The sequence below is a fragment of the Gilvimarinus japonicus genome (genome assembly GCF_042847215.1).
Classification (GTDB): domain Bacteria; phylum Pseudomonadota; class Gammaproteobacteria; order Pseudomonadales; family Cellvibrionaceae; genus Gilvimarinus; species Gilvimarinus japonicus.
Genome location: NZ_AP031500.1, coordinates 2,379,840 through 2,396,901, shown reverse-complemented (window position 1 = coordinate 2,396,901; position 17,062 = coordinate 2,379,840). Strand labels below are relative to the sequence as shown.

General features: G+C 53.4%; 18 protein-coding genes. 16 read left to right on the top strand and 2 right to left on the bottom strand.

Translation table 11 applies throughout. The annotated features are described in order from the left end of the window. Nucleotides 1–9 precede the first annotated feature (9 nt). From ACGHAD_RS10245 to ACGHAD_RS10180, 14 genes are all read left to right on the top strand, one after another. The gene (locus ACGHAD_RS10245) at nt 10–756 is read left to right on the top strand and encodes a YebC/PmpR family DNA-binding transcriptional regulator (RefSeq protein ID WP_382415234.1); all 747 of its coding nucleotides are present in this window, start codon (nt 10–12) and stop codon (nt 754–756) included. A 72-nt stretch (nt 757–828) separates the two neighbouring features. Continuing rightward, complete coding sequence (ruvC, locus tag ACGHAD_RS10240; protein WP_339614955.1) at nt 829–1,347, top strand: crossover junction endodeoxyribonuclease RuvC; 519 nt, start codon at nt 829–831, stop codon at nt 1,345–1,347. A gap of 33 nt (nt 1,348–1,380) precedes the next feature. Further along, nucleotides 1,381–1,992: a Holliday junction branch migration protein RuvA gene (gene ruvA, locus ACGHAD_RS10235; RefSeq protein ID WP_382415236.1), complete on the top strand. Its 612-nt coding sequence runs from the start codon at nt 1,381–1,383 to the stop codon at nt 1,990–1,992. A gap of 9 nt (nt 1,993–2,001) precedes the next feature. Further along, nucleotides 2,002–3,024, top strand: a complete 1,023-nt coding sequence (gene ruvB / locus ACGHAD_RS10230; RefSeq protein ID WP_339614957.1) for a Holliday junction branch migration DNA helicase RuvB — start codon at nt 2,002–2,004, stop codon at nt 3,022–3,024. Continuing rightward, nucleotides 3,021–3,452: a tol-pal system-associated acyl-CoA thioesterase gene (gene ybgC / locus ACGHAD_RS10225; RefSeq protein ID WP_382415239.1), complete on the top strand. Its 432-nt coding sequence runs from the start codon at nt 3,021–3,023 to the stop codon at nt 3,450–3,452. Before ruvB ends, ybgC begins: the two co-directional genes overlap by 4 nt. A gap of 85 nt (nt 3,453–3,537) precedes the next feature. Beyond that, nucleotides 3,538–4,239, top strand: coding sequence for a protein TolQ (gene tolQ / locus ACGHAD_RS10220; protein ID WP_339614959.1), 702 nt, complete (start codon nt 3,538–3,540; stop codon nt 4,237–4,239). Between the two features lie 30 nt (nt 4,240–4,269). Then, entirely contained in the window at nt 4,270–4,698 is a 429-nt protein-coding gene (gene tolR / locus ACGHAD_RS10215; RefSeq protein WP_339614960.1) for a protein TolR, read from the top strand. A 16-nt stretch (nt 4,699–4,714) separates the two neighbouring features. Beyond that, nucleotides 4,715–5,518: a cell envelope integrity protein TolA gene (tolA, locus tag ACGHAD_RS10210; RefSeq protein WP_339614961.1), complete on the top strand. Its 804-nt coding sequence runs from the start codon at nt 4,715–4,717 to the stop codon at nt 5,516–5,518. Beyond that, nucleotides 5,515–6,801 carry a Tol-Pal system beta propeller repeat protein TolB gene (gene tolB, locus ACGHAD_RS10205; RefSeq protein ID WP_339614962.1) on the top strand — a complete coding sequence of 429 codons (1,287 nt, stop codon included), beginning with the start codon at nt 5,515–5,517 and terminating at the stop codon, nt 6,799–6,801. The genes tolA and tolB overlap by 4 nt, the downstream gene beginning before the upstream one ends. A gap of 45 nt (nt 6,802–6,846) precedes the next feature. After that, complete coding sequence (gene pal, locus ACGHAD_RS10200; RefSeq protein ID WP_339614963.1) at nt 6,847–7,359, top strand: peptidoglycan-associated lipoprotein Pal; 513 nt, start codon at nt 6,847–6,849, stop codon at nt 7,357–7,359. A 13-nt stretch (nt 7,360–7,372) separates the two neighbouring features. Then, nucleotides 7,373–8,224 (top strand): YbgF trimerization domain-containing protein, encoded by an 852-nt coding sequence (locus ACGHAD_RS10195; protein ID WP_382416629.1) that lies wholly within the window; start codon nt 7,373–7,375, stop codon nt 8,222–8,224. Between the two features lie 171 nt (nt 8,225–8,395). Continuing rightward, nucleotides 8,396–8,653, top strand: coding sequence for a trp operon repressor (trpR, locus tag ACGHAD_RS10190; protein WP_339614965.1), 258 nt, complete (start codon nt 8,396–8,398; stop codon nt 8,651–8,653). 9 nt (nt 8,654–8,662) lie between these two features. Further along, nucleotides 8,663–10,060: an anthranilate synthase component I family protein gene (locus tag ACGHAD_RS10185; RefSeq protein ID WP_382415243.1), complete on the top strand. Its 1,398-nt coding sequence runs from the start codon at nt 8,663–8,665 to the stop codon at nt 10,058–10,060. Continuing rightward, nucleotides 10,057–10,719, top strand: a complete 663-nt coding sequence (locus ACGHAD_RS10180; protein WP_382415245.1) for an anthranilate synthase component II — start codon at nt 10,057–10,059, stop codon at nt 10,717–10,719. The genes ACGHAD_RS10185 and ACGHAD_RS10180 overlap by 4 nt, the downstream gene beginning before the upstream one ends. 57 nt (nt 10,720–10,776) lie before the next feature. Here the strand turns inward: ACGHAD_RS10180 and ACGHAD_RS10175 are convergent, their stop codons facing one another. Together ACGHAD_RS10175 and ACGHAD_RS10170 are read right to left on the bottom strand one after the other, a co-directional pair. Beyond that, complete coding sequence (locus ACGHAD_RS10175; protein WP_382415247.1) at nt 10,777–11,757, bottom strand: aldo/keto reductase; 981 nt, start codon at nt 11,755–11,757, stop codon at nt 10,777–10,779. A gap of 126 nt (nt 11,758–11,883) precedes the next feature. After that, on the bottom strand, nt 11,884–12,957 hold the full coding sequence (locus ACGHAD_RS10170) for a beta-N-acetylglucosaminidase domain-containing protein (protein WP_382415249.1): 1,074 nt from the start codon (nt 12,955–12,957) through the stop codon (nt 11,884–11,886). A 341-nt stretch (nt 12,958–13,298) separates the two neighbouring features. Between ACGHAD_RS10170 and pgi the strand changes: the two genes are divergently transcribed. Continuing rightward, a complete protein-coding gene (pgi, locus tag ACGHAD_RS10165; RefSeq protein WP_382415251.1) occupies nt 13,299–14,942 on the top strand; it encodes a glucose-6-phosphate isomerase in 1,644 nt (547 codons plus the stop codon). 266 nt (nt 14,943–15,208) lie between these two features. After that, nucleotides 15,209–17,023 carry a phosphogluconate dehydratase gene (gene edd / locus ACGHAD_RS10160; protein WP_339614971.1) on the top strand — a complete coding sequence of 605 codons (1,815 nt, stop codon included), beginning with the start codon at nt 15,209–15,211 and terminating at the stop codon, nt 17,021–17,023. Nucleotides 17,024–17,062: the final 39 nt, after the last annotated feature.

Genomic DNA, 17,062 nt, shown 5'->3' with positions numbered 1-17,062 from the left:
GAGTCGACTATGGCTGGCCACAGTAAATGGGCAAACATTAAACACCGCAAAGCTGCGCAAGATGCCAAGCGTGGCAAGGTATTTAGCAAAATTATTCGCGAGTTAACGGTGGCCGCGAAAGGCGGCGATAACCCTGATGATAACCCGCGTTTGCGCGTCGCCATGGATAAAGCCCTGGGCGCGAACATGAAAAAAGACACCATCGACAAAGCGGTGAGTCGCGGTGCGGGTAATGCCGAAGGCGAAAATTACGAGGAGTGCACTTACGAAGGTTACGGCGTAGGTGGCGTTGCGGTGTTGGTCGAGTGTATGACCGACAATAAAAACCGCACGGTGGCCGAGGTGCGTCACGCCTTTTCTAAGCGCGGCGGTAATTTAGGCACCGATGGCTCGGTGGCGTATCTGTTTAGCAAAGTAGGGCAGCTGCATTACCCGGCGGAGGTTAAAGAGGAGCCGCTAATGGAGGCAGCCTTAGAGGCGGGTGCCGAGGATGTGCTGGTTCACGGCGATGGCAGCAAAGAGGTGGAGACGGCCTTTGCAGACTACTTTGATGTTAAAGAGGCGTTGTTGAGCGACGATTTTGTGCCCGAACAAGCGCAGATCACCATGAAGCCTGCCACCACCGTTGATTTAGATGCGGCCGGTGCCGAAAAAATTATGGCCTTAGTGGATATGCTGGAAGATCTGGATGATGTACAAAGCGTATACACCAACGCCGATATCAGCGATGAGGTGCTCGCCGAGCTAAACGGCTAGCTGTCTTGCGCTTAATGTGCCCCCGTGTGACACTTTAAAGAGTACCTGTGTGGGGCTCAGCGTGGTAATAGCATGGCGATAATTATGGGGGTCGATCCCGGCTCGCGCAAAACGGGGTTTGGCCTTGTTAACTGGGCTGGTGGGCAATACGAGTATGTCACCAGTGGTGTGATACGGGTGCCCGAGGTCAGCTTGCCGGAGCGGCTCAAAGTGATCTTTGACGGTGTGACCAGCTTGATTGAGCAATACATGCCGCAGGAATTTGCCATCGAACAAGTGTTTATGGCTAAAAATGCCGGCTCTGCCTTAAAGCTTGGTCAGGCGCGCGGGGCGGCCATTGTTGCGGCCGTTAACCATGAGGTGCCGGTGTTTGAGTACGAGGCACGTAAAGTCAAGCAAGCTGTGGTGGGCAGTGGCGCTGCCGACAAACTGCAAGTGCAGCATATGGTGAAAACGCTGCTCAAGTTACCTGCGGCGCCGCAAGAAGATGCGGCCGATGCCCTGGCAATTGCTCTATGTCATATCAATACTCAGCAACATTTGATAAAACTCGCCAGCGCACGCAGCTTTAGGCGTGGTCGTGTGGTATAAAGCGACTTATTCAATACTGACAGAAAGGTAACCATGATCGGACGACTCAGCGGTGTGCTGGTAGAAAAGCAGGCCCCTTTTTTACTCCTGGATGTGCAAGGGGTCGGCTATGAGATGCAGGCGCCTATGACTACTTTTTATGCGTTGCCTGAGGTTGACCATCCCGCTATTGTTTACACGCATCTGGCAGTCAGTGACACCGCGCACCAGTTGTTTGGTTTTGCCAAACGCTCCGACCGTGACCTGTTTCGCACTCTGATTAAAGTCAATGGCGTTGGCCCGAAAATGGCGATTGCTATTTTATCGGGTATGGATGCCGAGCAGTTGGCGCGCTGCGTTCATGAGGATAATGTCACAGCTTTGGTAAAAGTCCCGGGTGTTGGCAAAAAAACTGCCGAGCGGTTAATTATCGAACTGCGTGATAAGTTGGTTGCAGCGCCGGGCTCGGGGGCTGATCTGTTGAGTGGTCCGGTGGCAAGCCACGCGGATAAGCACGATCAGCGCGACGAAGCGGAAAGTGCCTTGATTAGCCTGGGCTACAAACCCACAGAGGCGGCTAAAATGGTGGCGACAGCGGCGCGGGCTAACGAGTCTGCCGGCGCGCAAGAGCTAATTCGACTCGCGCTTAAGCGTATCGCAAGCTAGGTATTTAGGATGATAGAAACCGACCGCCTTATTGCGCCTGAGCCTACCACCCGTGAAGAGCAGCTCGATCGCGCCATCCGACCCAAATCACTCGCTGAATATGTCGGCCAACCCGCCGTGCGCGAGCAGATGGAAATTTTTATTCAAGCGGCCAAAAAGCGCGGTGAATCGCTCGATCATACGTTAATATTTGGTCCGCCCGGGCTGGGTAAAACCACGCTTGCCAATATTATCGCTCAGGAGATGGGCGTATCCCTTAAAAGTACCTCGGGCCCGGTTCTGGAAAAAGCCGGCGATTTGGCTGCGCTTATGACGAATCTGGAGCCGGGCGATGTGCTGTTTATTGATGAAATCCATCGCTTAAGCCCGGTGGTCGAAGAAATCTTGTACCCGGCGATGGAAGATTTTCAGTTGGATATCGTGATTGGCGAGGGCCCGGCGGCGCGTTCTATTAAGCTTGATTTGCCGCCGTTTACCTTGGTGGGTGCCACGACCCGTGCCGGACTGTTGACCTCACCGCTGCGCGATCGGTTCGGCATTGTCCAGCGCCTAGAGTTTTACAATATTGCCGATTTAACTCATATTGTCGCCCGCTCGGCCAATCTGTTGGGCATGCCAACTGAGCCCGAGGGCGCGGCCGAGGTGGCCAAGCGCGCTCGCGGTACCCCGCGAATTGCCAACCGGTTGTTGCGTCGGGTAAGAGATTACGCTGAGATCAAAGCCGATGGTCAGGTGAGTGCACTGGTGGCCGACCAAGCGCTTAACATGCTTAAAGTGGATGCTCGCGGCTTTGATCATATGGATCGCCGTCTGCTGCTGGCAATGATGGATAATTTTTTGGGCGGCCCGGTGGGAATCGACGCACTTGCCGCCGCCATTAGCGAAGAGCGCGGCACTATTGAAGATGTGATTGAGCCCTACCTGATACAGCAGGGTTTTGTATCTCGCACACCTCGTGGCCGCATATTAACCGCGCTGGCCTACGAGCATTTTGGCATTGATGTGCCCGCGCGCCTGAGCGAGTCATCGTGAGCGAGGTAGCAAGTACGGGCGGGGCAAATGTACCTTTTGCAATACCGGTTCGTGTCTATATTGAGGACACGGATGCCGGAGGAATTGTCTACTACGTTAATTACCTCAAATTTATGGAGCGTAGTCGTACAGAATTTTTGCGCCAGTACGGTTATGATAAGCCTGCGATACTGGATGATGGCAGTTTGCTCGTCGTCCATCGGGCCGAGGTGAACTATCGCCGCTCGGCGCGGTTGGATGATTTACTAAGCGTAACAACCGAGGTTGATACATTGGCGCGCACCAATGTACTGTTTAAACAAGGTATTTACCGGGGGAACGAATTGCTGTGTGAAGGTCTAATTCGCATCGCGTGTGTTAACCCAGACACTATGCGCCCCTGCGCAATGCCGCCAGGGATGCGTGAGCAGCTGGCAACGGTTGCTTAAAAAATGACTGGTAATTGAAAATAACGGGAAGGTTTTGCCAATTGTAGGCGCAACCACGGAATCACTTTAAAGAGCAGAATGATTTATGCCAAATGAAGACTCGCTATCCATCTGGGGATTAATTGCTAACGCCAGCCTACTTGTGCAGCTGGTTATGGCGCTATTGTTTCTGGCATCAATAGTGTCTTGGGTCATGATTATTCAACGTGGCATGTATCAAAGGCGCGCGCGGGCAAAATTTCTATCATTTGAAAAACAGTTTTGGTCGGGCATCGATTTAAACCAGCTGTACCGCCAGAGCAATGGTCGCACCGGTAAAAACGCGGTCGACGGCGTTGAAAATATTTTTCGCGCCGGCTTTAAAGAGTTTACTCGGCTGCGCTCGCAGTCCAATGCCGATTCCGATGCGGTGATGGAAGCTTGTCAGCGAGCCATGCGGGTTGCGCTGGCCCGCGAGGAAGAAAAGTTAGAAGCAAACCTACCGTTTTTGGCAAGTGTTGCTTCGGTAAGCCCGTATGTCGGTTTGTTTGGTACCGTGTGGGGCATTATGAATTCGTTTCGTGGGCTTGCGAATGTCCATCAGGCGACCTTGGCAACGGTCGCGCCCGGTATTTCTGAGGCGCTAGTGGCAACCGCCATGGGGCTGTTTGCGGCGATTCCGGCCGTGTTGGCGTATAACCGTTACGCGGCGCGAGCAGAGTCAATGGAAAACAATTACCAAACGTTTGCCGAAGAGTTTTCGGCAATTTTGCACCGTCAGGTGCACAGCAAACAAGTTTCTTCCTGATTCTGAAAACCGGCAATAACAGGCAGCGAAATGGCAGCATTTGGCCCAAAAGTAAAAAAGAAGCCCATGGCAGAGATCAACGTCGTGCCCTATATCGACGTGATGTTGGTGCTGTTGGTGGTATTTATGGTGACCGCCCCGATGTTGATGCAAGGGGTGCAAGTTGACTTACCGCAGGCGCCGTCTTCTCCGATTGATGATAAAGAAGACGAGCCGCTCATTGTGTCGGTCGATAAAGCGGGCGAGTACTACATCGAGCTTGGCGGTGAGCCAAAGCAGGGCAAGCCTTTGGCTGATATTACGGCCATGGTGAGTAAGGTGTTGGGCGAAAAACCCAGCACACCCGTGTTGGTGTGGGGTGATCGCGAGGTAAGCTACGGTGTTGTGGTCTCGTTAATGACTGAACTGCAGGGGGCGGGTGCGCCTTCGGTAGGTTTGGTTACAGATCCACCTAAGTAACGGGCCCGCTTACCGTATGAATTGGCGTAGTTTGTATACTCTACCGGTGATTATTAGTGTTGGTCTGCACTTGATTTTGGTTCTGGCCGTGACGATTGGCTGGGAGTCGTCCACCATTGACCCCAAGCCACGTGTCTTCAAGCCTAATGTGGTGCAGGCTAAACTCGTCGAGCTTAAGGCGAAAGATACCGCCGAGCCTGCACAAAAAAAGACCAATGTGATCGATTTAACCAAAAAGCGTGAGCTGGAGCAGCAAAAGGCGGCAGCGGCGAAAAAAGCAAAAGAGGAGGCAGCGCGTAAAGCGCGGGTCCAGCGCGAGAAAAAAGCCAAGGCCGAGGCCGAGGCAGAGCGTAAACGCAAACTTGAGGAGCAGCGGCAGGCTGAAGCCGAGGCCAAGCGCCGGGCGGAGAAAGCCGCCAGAGAGAAGGCCGAGCGCGAGCGTCAAGAGCGCATTGCGCAAGAGCGGCTAGATGAGGCCATGCGCAAAGAAGAGCAGCAACACCAAGCCGAGCTTGCCGAAGCCCAGAGCCAAAGTTACGTGAATATGATCGCGGCGCGGATCGAGCAAAATTGGAGTCGCCCGCCCTCGGCTCGCCGTGGCATGCAGGTCGAGCTCTTGATACAGTTAGTGCCCACCGGTCAGGTCGTGAATGTGACGATCACCAAAAGCAGTGGTAACGCTGCTTTTGATCGCTCAGCCGAACAGGCGGTGCGGCGTATTGATCGCTTTACCGAGCTTAAAAATATGCAGCCCGAGCTGTTTGAACAAAATTTTCGCCAGTTAAGATTGGTCTTTAACCCCAAGGATTTACGATTGTGAGAAAACTACTAGCGCTCTTATTTTGTTGTTTTGTGTCGCCGGCATTTGCCCAGCTCACCATCGAGATTACCCAGGGGGTAGATAATCCTACCCGTATTGCGGTTGTACCTATGGGCTGGGGTGGTTCGTCGCCACTGCCCGAGGATGTCTCCGAAATCGTCTCGGCCGACTTGCAGCGCAGCGGTCAGTTTGATCCGGTGCCGCGCACCAGCATGTTGTCGTTTCCAACCAAGCCCGAAGATGTGTTCTACCGGGATTGGCGCGCGATGGGCGCCGAATACCTATTGGTAAGCAGCGCCGAGCAGCGCGGCGGCCGCTATTTTGTGCGCTACGATGTTTTTGATGTGCTGGCGCAGCGCAAGGTCATCAGTGCCGGTAAGGTTGATGGCAGCCCTGAGCAGCTGCGCGATATTGCCCACCATATCAGCGACAAAGTGTACGAAAAAATCACCGGCATCCGTGGGGCGTTTTCAACGCAAGTGCTTTATGTAGAGGCGTTTCAGCATGAGCAGAAGGCAGATAACTTTCGCTTAATGCTGGCCGATGCCGACGGCGCTCGCTCACGTTTGCTGTTAGAGTCCGACCAGCCGCTACTGTCGCCCACTTGGTCGCCCGATGGCCGTGAGATTGCCTATGTGTCGTTCGAGACCACACGCCCGGCAATTTTTATGCAAAACCTAGCCACTGGTCAGCGCGAGCAATTAACCAATTTTACCGGCCTAAACGGTGCGCCGGCTTTCTCGCCAGACGGCGATAAGCTGGCTATGGTACTGTCAAAGGACGGCAACCCCGAGATTTACACCCTTGATTTGCGCACCAGGCAGTTTACGCGGGTGACCAATCACTACGCGATCGACACCGAGCCGAGCTGGACAGCTGATGGCGAAGGGGTTGTTTTTACGTCAAATCGCGGTGGCAAGCCACAAATTTATAAAGTGACACTTGCCAGCGGGCGGGTAGAGCGCTTAACCTTCGATGGCGAGTACAATGCTCGCGGGCGAGTCTCGAAAGACGGAAAAACCCTAGTGATGGTTCATCAGCGTCAAGGCGTGTTTCACATCGCGGCGCAAGACCTGACCACGGGCACTTTACGGATTTTAACCGAGACAAACCTCGATGAATCGCCTACTATAGCGCCTAATGGGGCTATGTTGCTGTACGCGACACGGTTTGGGGGAAAGGGTATACTGGCAGCTGTTTCACTGGATGCCGGTACAAAGTATCGTTTGCCATCTAAGCAGGGAGATGTAAGGGAGCCTGCTTGGTCGCCATTTTTTAACTGATTGTTCAGTTTGCTCAAAAAATCAACAACTTGATCGGAGTTAATCATGATTACTAAAGCAATGAAGCAGGGTTTAAGTTTTGCATTTGTCATGGCTTTCCTTGTGGGCTGTTCTAGCACGGATACCAAAACCGACGAAGATGCGGCAGGTGCTGGTGCGAATGGCGGGGTAACCACCGGTACCGCCGATGGTGGCGCACTGGGTTCCAGCAATGGCATGGACGATGGCATGGAAGAGCTGGACAAAGTTATTTACTTTGATTTCGATCAGGCGGTACTTTTGCCTGCTGCGCGCTCATTGCTGCTGGCTCACTCAGAGCGTCTGCGCAACTCTGACGCGTCTGCTCGCTTAGAAGGTCACGCTGATGAGCGCGGTTCGCGCGAATACAACATGGCCTTGGGCGAGCGTCGTGCCAATGCTGTGCGCGACTTCTTGGTTCTGCAAGGCGTAAGCCGCTCTAACCTCGAAGTTATCAGCTACGGTGAAGAGCGTCCGCTGGCACTTGGCAGTGGCGAGTCTTCTTGGAGCAAAAACCGTCGCGTAGAAATCGACTACTAAGAGTCACTGCGTGATGAGAGCCCCTCTGTTAGTTACGGCCACACTGCTGGCCGTCGTTTCGACAGCACAGGCTCAGGTTCAAGTTACCGACTCCTCGCCGCAACCGGCGGCGGGGCGTTCGGTTAACGTTCCTGGTGCTCGTCAATCTACCCCTACGCCATCCGCTGGCAACCCTCAGGCCGAGCTGTTTTATCAGCTGCAAGCACTTCAGCAAGAAGTGATGAGCTTGCGTGGCTTAGTCGAGGAGCAAACGTTTGAGCTTAAGAAACTTAAGCAGCAGCGTATGGATGACTATCTCGACCTCGATCGGCGTATCAGTGCGCTAACGACCGGTTCGGCTGCAGCGAGTGGCGCTGCGACGTCCCCGCGCCCAACGTATGAGGCCTCTCCCAGCACGTCATTGTCACCCAGTGCTAGTAATGCTGGTGCAGGCGCAATGGCAGCAACCAGTGACTCGGGTGATGAGATTGCCGCTAAATCCGTGACATCGGCTGGCGCCTCGGAGTCTGAGGTGTACGGCGCTGCTTACGACTTGTTGCGTCAGCGAGAGGTAGACGCCTCTATTGCGGCTTTTAAAGATCATTTGGCGCGTTTCCCCAATGGTGAGTACACCGGCAACAGTTATTACTGGCTGGGCGAGATTTACCTGTTAAAAAACGATTTGCCATCCGCGCAGCAGTGGTTTAGCGACTTGTTACGCGAGTTTCCCGATAGCCGTAAGGTGCCAGATGCGCAGTTTAAGCTAGGTAAGGTGTATCACCTGCAGGGCCAGGACGGTCGGGCTAAAGAGCTCTTGAGTATTGTCGCGGCAAGCAACTCTGATGCCTCGCGTTTGGCCGAGCAATATTTAAAAGAAAATTTCTAAATTACGAGCCTCGATAGAGGCTCGCTCCCTTCTGCTTTGCATTTTTCTTTCCTCGTAACAGTTTGTTGTCTGCTGATGTTTTTAATCGCTCAGATCGTCTCGTCTGCCGTCTGGGTATTCTGAGGGTGCTACGCTTGTGTTCGCTTTAGGTTACTGATATTGTACTAGTACATGAATACAGAAGAGCAGCACTTAAACGCACTGATTGACTACTTGTTGCAGGCAGGTAGCTCTGATCGCCTGCGCAGCGTACTTGAGGGGTTGTTAACCCCCGCCGAGTTGCACGCTATTTCACAGCGTTTACAAATCACGCGTTTACTGAAGGCTGGTGTGTCACAGCGCGAGGTGGCTAAGCGGCTGGGCGTTGGTATCGCCACGGTTACCCGTGGTTCTAGAGCGTTACAGGCCGGCAAACTGGACAATATTTAGGGCGGTATTATGAAAAAGCCGAATAAAATCAATATTCCGCGCAAGCCACATTACGTGACGCTTGCGACTGAGTGTGATTTTTTTGAGTTGTTTAAAAAAATCGAGAAACGCTTTGAGCACTGTTTTTTGCTCGAATCACTGGGGGAAGAGAGCCATATATCGCGCTACTCACTGATTGGCTTTGACCCGTGTCAACTTTTTTCGGCGCGCGATAAGGCGTTAACCATTACCGAGCGCGATGGCAGCTCGGTGGATTACCCGAGTGATAATCCTTACTATTTGCTGCGCGATATCATGCCGCAGGATATTCTCTCGCGCGGTTACGCGGGCGGTTTGACCGGTTATATTGGCTACGATTGCATGAATTACTTCGAGCCCAGCATGAGTGTTCAGTCCAGCGAGTATTTCGATGCTTTTAAATTCGGTTTGTACAAAGACGGCCTGATCCTGGACAAGATGACGGCCGAAATTTTCTATTTTTACTACGACGATGATCGCCAGGAGCTGGTGCAAGAGCTTATCGAGCAGGATTACTCGGGCGATGGCCAGCTTAATATCACGCCCTTGGGCGACACTATGGATCGCGCCGGCCACGAGGCGGCCGTCGAGAAAGTTAAACAGGATATTATCGAAGGGAAGGTCTTTCAGTGTGAGGTAGGCTTTAAAACCGAGTTTAAGGTTGAGGGCGACACCATCAACGTCTATCAGTCGATGCGTGAGGTGAACCCTTCGCCGCAAATGTACTATTTAAAGTTTGGCGAGGAAAAAGTCATCGGCGCGAGCCCTGAGTTGTTGTTTCGCCTGCGTCAAGGTGAGATGGAAACCTACCCGCTGGCCGGTACCGCCGCCCGCGGCGCGACTGAAGCGGAAGACAAAATGCTGGCGCGCACCTTGCTGAACGATCCCAAAGAAATTGCCGAGCACAATATGATTGTGGACTTACACCGCAATGATATTGGCCGGGTGGCGCAGTTTGGCACGGTGAAAGTGCGCAACCTGATGGATATTAAGCGCTTTAGTCATGTGCAGCATATTTCCAGTGAGATAGTTGGCATTATGGCCGACTCCGAAGATATGTTCACGGCACTGGCCAGTAATTTTCCGGCCGGTACGCTCACCGGCGCGCCCAAAATAGAGGCCATGAAAATTATTGACGAATTAGAGCCGGATGGTCGCGGCCCATACGGTGGCGCTGTTGGACATTTTTCATTTAACGGCGATTGCACGTTTGCCATTCCGATTCGTACTTTGTTTGTTAGTGGTGAGCACGGTTATGTGCAAACCTGTGGCGGTAACGTTTACGACTCTAACGCGGCCGATGAATATCAAGAAATCCAGCGCAAATTTGCCGGCACAAAAAAGGTTCTGGATGCCTATAACCCCGCTGACAAGGAGGCGCGTGCTTGAAAGTCTTAATTGTTGATAACTACGACTCGTTTACCTACAACCTCTATCAGTATGTGGGTGAGGTATTAACGGCCGAAAAAAACGGTGGTCAAATTGATGATTTTACCATCAGTGTTAAACGTAATAACGAGATAACACTGGCTGACATTCGCGCGTGGGCCCCCGACCGGATTATCATTTCGCCGGGCCCTGGCTCGCCAGACGACAAAGCTTATTTTGGTGTTTGTGCGGATGTTATCCGTGAGTTGGGAAAGACTATACCATTGCTGGGTGTGTGCTTGGGGATGCAGGGCATTACCCATGTGTTTGGCGGTAAAGTCGTTAAAGCCGGGCTGCCGGTGCACGGCAAAACCAGTCCGATATTTCACGACAATAAAGGTGTGTTTTTGGGGGCGCCGCAAGGGCTTGAAATTATGCGGTACCACTCGCTGGTCGCCGATCCGGCGAGTTTGCCCGAGTGCCTTGAGTTAACGGCAGTGGTGGCGCCACTCGGAATCACCAGCCTGGCAGACGCGGTCCAAGCTGGTATTCCGCTGGAGATTATGGGGGCGCGTCACAAAGATTACCCCATTGAGGGTATACAGTTTCACCCCGAATCTTTCGCCACTGAGGGTGGTAAAGAGTTGTTGCGGCAGTTCTTGTTTGGCGGTCGACCTTAAGCGCAAAACGGGTTAAAAACGGATCAACGCGAACAACCTTCGCGTTGATCCGTTTTGTTAGTAGGCTCCTCGAATGTGTGCGGCTACGTCTTTTTGATAGAAGTCTCTTAGCTCGTCGTGTAGTGATTGGGGTAGAGGGGGCAGCTCGCTGACTTTGGCGTTTTCTTTTGCCTGTTCAGCACGGCTGGCGCCAGGGATGATGCTGGTGATCGCCGGTTGATCCAGAATCCAGCGCATGGCCATTTGTGCGGTTGAGTAACCCTCGGGAGTTTTGTCTTTGATCGCTTGGGCTAGCTCGACGCCTTTTTCAAACGGGATGCCTGCAAAGGTTTCGCCGACGTTAAACATTTGGCCGTCTTTGTTGAAGTTGCGATGATCGGTTTTATCAAACTGAGTGTTGGCATTAAATTTACCGCTTAGCAGGCCGCTGGCCAGTGGCAGGCGAGCGATAACGCCGATGTTTTTCTCTTGTGCCATGGGCAGTAATTCATCCAGCAGTTTTTGCCGAAATATATTAAAGATGACCTGCAGTGAGCTTAGGTCATCGTGTTGCGCGCACAATAACCCTTCTTCTACGGTCTCGACGCTCGCGCCAAAAAACTGGATATGCTGCTCTTGTTGCACAGTGCGCAGCCAGTCAAAAATTTCTCCCCGCGCCATCACTGCTGTGGGAATGCAGTGCAGCTGAATTAAGTCGATGCAGTCGGTTTGTAGTCGATCTTGTGCGCGCTTTAGGCTGTCGCGCAGGTCGGTGAGTGAGTAGCCGTCGGGATAGGTTCCACCCGCGCGCCCATATTTAGTGGCGATAATAGGCTTGGGGTTAGCCTGAGCAAAATGTTCACCAACGAAGCGCTCGCTAGCGCCATCGCCGTACACATCGGCGGTATCAAAAAAGTTAATGCCGCTGTCGAGCGCGGCGCTCAGAATATCCTCGACGGTGGGGTGGTCGATGGGGCCGAAATCTCCCCCTAGCTGCCAGCAGCCTAAACCAACCTCGCTGATATTAAAGCCGGTGTTGCCGAGTGTGCGTGTTTTCATGGGCGCTCCCTGTGGTGTTGTTTGTTTTTTGAGTGTGCGGTGCCTAGGGGTAGGGCTCCAACCGCTAGGGGCACTATGCTAGCACGTGACTTTGCTGTCCGGCGGCCCGTTAACACTCCTGAACAGTTAGTCCGTTAGGCAGGCGGGGTCGAAGGTATATTTGCCTGCCAGCCAATCGGCTACTTCGGCGCTCATGCCGCTGTCGTCCGCCAGTTGAGAATAATGCTCGGATAAGTGGGCGCGCTGTTCCGGCGTTAGCTTGCCGAGGCCCTCGGCCGAAAAGCGCGCGGCGTCCTCTTGTAGTGCGGCGCGCAATACGGGGGGGCAAAGCTGCTCCAGAAGTTCATTAAACAATTGGACGGGCTGGTAGTTGGCGCTTGCATAGGCGCGGGGCAGGCTCGCGAGTGCCAGCTTAGACAAGTTGAATTGGTTCATGGGGTTGACTGCGTGACCGGCGAGCAAGTCGCCAATGTCGGCGCGATCGCGGCTAAAAGGTTTAAGGTATAGGTGCTTTGATTTTATCGCGCCATCGTTGACCGGGTAGTTGTCCCATAGAAAGGGGCGGCGCTGTAAGCGCTCGGCGACATCGCCCAGGTGTGAGCGCGTAAAGTGGTCAGTGCAGACCTTGGGGCCGGTCCAAAAGATATCGATGGCGGGGTCAAGCGAGCTGCCCAGGGTTTCCCAGTAGTCTTTAGGGCGAGCTCCAAACACCTTCTCTAACGTGGGGTCATCGCTGTAATAGGTGGGGCAGAGTATGACTTTAGACGCACTGGTGAGCGCTGCGGCACGATGGGCAAGCTCGGTCTGAATCGCCGCGAGTTGTGGCGTGTCGCCGCGCATATCGTCGAACAAAAGGGCGAGTATGTCCGGCTGCAGCTCGTTAATGCGTGTTACTTTGGTGTCTAAGCTGGCGCCATCTGTACGCCCTTGGGGGCCGCATAAGTCCAGTGGGCTTAGGCCCAGGCCAAATTTGACGCCTGTTGCTCGGTAGTGCTGTCTAAGGCTGTTTAGGGCTCGCCAGTCGTGGGGTGACCAGTCTTGGCGCCACTGGCTGCGCAGGCGAGAGTCGCCTTTGGGGGCATATAGATAATAGTCGTAACCGGTTTGCCTTAAAAAGCTGGCCAGTTCGGTGCGTTGTTGCCAGCTCCAGCTGCGGCCGAAAAAACCTTCTATTACACCGAGCGGAATGCGCTTTGCCATGATCCTGCCTTAAGGTCGGGTGAGTGTGGCTGGCCCTTGCGAGGGACTATTTAGGTTGCCAGCTTAATTCAGCTGGCGTGTGGGATAAAGCGCTAATGGCGGGTTGTTCTCGATGGGGTCAGATTGACATAAAGGCCCTGTATGCCTATGATAGCCGCCTTTTTGCACCGCACTACATCTGTGTTTGCCCGGTAGTATTTGGGCGCTCGCCGAGCAGGGTAAGTCCCTGAGCTGCCAAGGTTTATTTTGTTGACGTTACGCACCGTTTTGGCGCGTAAATGGTGGTCTGTAGAGCGCGGTGTGTTATTTAAATAGACCTGAACAGAGGATGCGGACCGCACATGTCTAGCCGTACCGAACTGACTGCTTGGCAGGCCCTTGAAGCACACGCTCGCGATATGCAAAACAAGCATATGAGCGATTTGTTTGACGAAGATGACCTGCGATTTGCCAAATTTTCCCTCAAGTCCCCTAATATCCTGCTCGATTACTCCAAAAACCTGATTACCGAAGACACGCGTAAAGCCTTGATTGACCTCGCCGAGGCCTGCGATGTGGAATCTTTGCGCGATAAAATGTTTGCCGGTGAGAAGATCAACCGCACCGAGGATCGTGCCGTATTGCACGTAGCGTTGCGCGATCGCACTGGTGAGCCGTTAGAGGCCGACGGCGACGATGTTCGAGCTCAAGTAAAACATGAGCTGGAGCGGATGCGCTCTTTGGTGGCACAGGTCCGTGGTGGCGATTGGCGTGGCTATACCGGTAAACCCATGACCGATGTCGTGAGCATCGGTATTGGCGGCTCAAACCTGGGTCCGTTGATGGTGACCGAGGCCCTGAGTGGCTACAGTGATGGCAGTTTAAATGTTCACTATGTCTCCAATATTGACGGCTTCCAGATCGCCCAGACGCTGCGTGATCTGGACCCCGAGACAACGTTATTTGTGGTTGCCTCTAAAACCTTTACCACCTTAGAGACCATGACCAACGCCAGCTCGGCAGAAACCTGGTTTTTGGATAAAGCCAAAGATAAAAGCTTTATTAATCGCCACTTTATTGCCGTCTCGTCCAATCGCCCCAAAGCGATGGAGTTTGGCGTCGCGGAAGAAAACATCTTTGATATGTGGGACTGGGTAGGCGGCCGCTTCTCATTGTGGTCCGCCATTGGCTTGCCGATTGCGCTGAACCTGGGGATGGAGATCTTTGAAGAGCTGCTGGAAGGCGCCTTTGAAATGGATCAGCACTTTTTAACGGAGCCACTATCTAAAAATGCGCCCGTTATGTTGGCGTTGATGGGGGTTTGGAACAATAACTTCCTGGGCCGTAAGGCGCACGCATTGCTGCCGTATGATCAGTGCTTGCACCGCTTGCCTGCCTATATGCAGCAAGCCGAGATGGAAAGTAACGGTAAAAGTGTTAACTGGTCTGGCGAGCGTATTGATTACTCCAGCGTCCCGTTGATTTGGGGTGAGGTTGGCATTAATGGCCAGCACGCTTTTTATCAGTGTCTGCATCAGGGTACGCAAATTGTACCGGCCGACTTTATTGGTTCAGTCGAGCCTACGGTGGCGGTTAAAGGTCATCACGACGCCTTGATGGCCAACTTCTTCGCGCAATCCGAAGCGATGATGCGCGGCATTAGTGCCGATCAAGTACGCGAAGAGCTAAGTGCCAAAGGCATGGGTTCAGAGCGTATTGAAGAAATCGTGAACCATAAAGTGCACGAGGGTAACCGCCCGACGAATACTATTTTGCTGCAAAAAGTGGATGCTCGCTCGCTGGGCTCGCTGATTGCGATGTATGAGCACAAAATTTTCGTACAGGGCATTATCTGGGAGGTGCACTCATTTGATCAGTGGGGTGTCGAACTGGGTAAAGTGTTGGCAAACGGCATTTTGGCGGAACTGGCGCCGGACGCTGAAGTTGGCGCCGGACATGATGCCTCGACCCGCAATCTGATAGAATACTACAAGAAAGCCCGATAACGGGCTCTGCTCAGCGCAGGACAAATGGGTGTCTAGACTCACCCGCGAAGACGATGCCCCGGATGCCTGATGGCCGGGGGGTCGTTTTGTTGTTTCTGTGCTGAGGCCCTAAAGCCGCATTAGAGCGAAAAGCCGAGCGGCCTCACCGCGAAAGTGGTGAAAACGAGAGAGAGCGACACATTACAGCCATAAACCCTGCATAGACCGGCTATCCCGTCTGTGCGGCAGTCTGTATTCCTAAGCATACGATGACTAATGGTAACAAAATGACCGATAGCAAAATTGCTGCAATTACCGACCGTATTATTGAGCGCAGCCGCGGCACGCGCGAGGCTTACCTAGCCAAAGTTGAGCGTGGCCGGGCCAACGGTCCCGCTCGTAAAGGCTTGTCTTGCGGCAACCTAGCACATGGCTTTGCCGCCTGCGGCACCTCCGATAAAGAAGCGTTAGCCGAGGGCGACGCCCCCAACCTTGGGGTTATTTCCTCTTACAATGAAATGCTATCGGCTCACGAGCCTTATGGCACTTACTTAGAGCCTATCAAAAAGTCTGCCCACGAAGCGGGTATGACCGCTCAGTTTGCCGGTGGCGTACCGGCTATGTGTGACGGTGTGACTCAGGGCCGCGATGGCATGGATTTGTCATTGTTTAGCCGCGATGTCATCGCCATGTCGACCGCCATTGCGCTATCTCACGATATGTTTGATGGCGCCATGTGTTTGGGTATCTGTGACAAAATTGTGCCGGGTTTAACCATTGGCGCGCTGTCTTTTGGTCAGTTGCCGGTTATTTTTATACCCGCCGGCCCTATGACGCCGGGTTTGCCAAATGCCGAGAAAGTACGTGTGCGCCAATTGTTTGCCGAGGGCAAGGTAGGTCGTAAAGAATTACTTGAGGCCGAAAGCGCCTCGTACCACAGTGCGGGCACCTGTACCTTTTACGGCACCGCCAACAGCAACCAAATGCTGATGGAGATTATGGGGCTACATTTGCCCGGTAGCTCATTTGTTAATCCGGGTACGCCACTGCGTGATGCCTTAACCGATGCAGCGGTTAAACAACTGGCGGCGATCACTTCTCGGGGTACCTATACACCGATGGCTGAAGTCGTTAGCGAAAAAACCATTGTTAACGGTATGGTTGGTCTGTTGGCTACGGGCGGCTCTACTAATCACGCGATACATATTATGGCGATGGCCCGGGCAGCGGGTGTTATTGTCAATTGGCAGGACTTGTCTGATCTGTCTGATGCGGTGCCTTTGATGTGCCGTATTTACCCCAACGGCCTGGCCGACATTAATCGCTTTCAAGCGGTTGGTGGTATGGGTTATCTAATGCGCGAGCTGCGCGCGGAAGGCATTTTGCACGATGATGTTAAAACGGTGATGGGCGAGGGCGGTTTGTCCCATTACACCCAAGAGCCATTCTTGGATGGCGGTAAGTTGGTGTGGCGCGATGCGCCGCAAAACAGCCTTGATGACGGCGTGTTGCGCCCTGCGAAAAGTGCGTTCAGCCCCACTGGCGGCATGAAACTGCTGACGGGCAACCTGGGGCGCTGCGTGATTAAAGTGTCGGCCGTCAAGCCCGAGCACCGCAAAGTAAAAGCTCCGGCGATTGTGTTTGAAACCCAAGACGCACTGCAACAAGCGTTTAAAGCCGGTGAGTTGGATAAAGATTTTGTTGCGGTCGTGCGCTTTCAGGGCCCCAAGGCCTGTGGCATGCCCGAGCTACACAAACTCACCCCACCGTTGGGTGTATTGCAAGATCGGGGCTACAAAGTAGCGCTGGTGACGGACGGCCGTATGTCGGGCGCCTCGGGTAAAATTCCCGCCGCTATTCACCTAACGCCCGAGGCGTTAGATCAAGGTCCCATCGGCTTGGTGCGCGATGGCGACATCGTGGAGGTTGATGCCGAAAGTGGCATTTTGCAGTTGCATGTCGATGAGCAAGAGTTAGCTAAGCGTGAACACGCTGAGCCCGACTTAGACCAAAGTCACGAAGGAATGGGTCGTGAACTCTTTGCACCGCTGCGACAAACCGTAGGTGCTGCCGAAGAAGGCGCCACCGTTTTTCGCTGGTAAGTTTAGGCAACGCATAACCATATTTGATAGATAGGATTC

Excerpts from the sequence above, each read along its gene's own strand:
- ruvA (WP_382415236.1), top strand. The coding sequence starts at position 1,381 with ATGATCGGACGACTCAGCGGTGTGCTGGTAGAAAAGCAGGCCCCTTTT.
- tolA (WP_339614961.1), top strand. The coding sequence starts at position 4,715 with ATGAATTGGCGTAGTTTGTATACTCTACCGGTGATTATTAGTGTTGGT.
- edd (WP_339614971.1), top strand. The coding sequence starts at position 15,209 with ATGACCGATAGCAAAATTGCTGCAATTACCGACCGTATTATTGAGCGC.
- tolR (WP_339614960.1), top strand. The coding sequence starts at position 4,270 with ATGGCAGCATTTGGCCCAAAAGTAAAAAAGAAGCCCATGGCAGAGATC.
- ACGHAD_RS10185 (WP_382415243.1), top strand. The coding sequence starts at position 8,663 with ATGAAAAAGCCGAATAAAATCAATATTCCGCGCAAGCCACATTACGTG.
- ACGHAD_RS10175 (WP_382415247.1), bottom strand. The coding sequence starts at position 11,757 with ATGAAAACACGCACACTCGGCAACACCGGCTTTAATATCAGCGAGGTT.
- tolQ (WP_339614959.1), top strand. The coding sequence starts at position 3,538 with ATGCCAAATGAAGACTCGCTATCCATCTGGGGATTAATTGCTAACGCC.
- pal (WP_339614963.1), top strand. The coding sequence starts at position 6,847 with ATGATTACTAAAGCAATGAAGCAGGGTTTAAGTTTTGCATTTGTCATG.
- trpR (WP_339614965.1), top strand. The coding sequence starts at position 8,396 with ATGAATACAGAAGAGCAGCACTTAAACGCACTGATTGACTACTTGTTG.
- ruvB (WP_339614957.1), top strand. The coding sequence starts at position 2,002 with ATGATAGAAACCGACCGCCTTATTGCGCCTGAGCCTACCACCCGTGAA.
- pgi (WP_382415251.1), top strand. The coding sequence starts at position 13,299 with ATGTCTAGCCGTACCGAACTGACTGCTTGGCAGGCCCTTGAAGCACAC.
- ACGHAD_RS10170 (WP_382415249.1), bottom strand. The coding sequence starts at position 12,957 with ATGGCAAAGCGCATTCCGCTCGGTGTAATAGAAGGTTTTTTCGGCCGC.
- ruvC (WP_339614955.1), top strand. The coding sequence starts at position 829 with ATGGCGATAATTATGGGGGTCGATCCCGGCTCGCGCAAAACGGGGTTT.
- ACGHAD_RS10245 (WP_382415234.1), top strand. The coding sequence starts at position 10 with ATGGCTGGCCACAGTAAATGGGCAAACATTAAACACCGCAAAGCTGCG.
- ACGHAD_RS10195 (WP_382416629.1), top strand. The coding sequence starts at position 7,373 with ATGAGAGCCCCTCTGTTAGTTACGGCCACACTGCTGGCCGTCGTTTCG.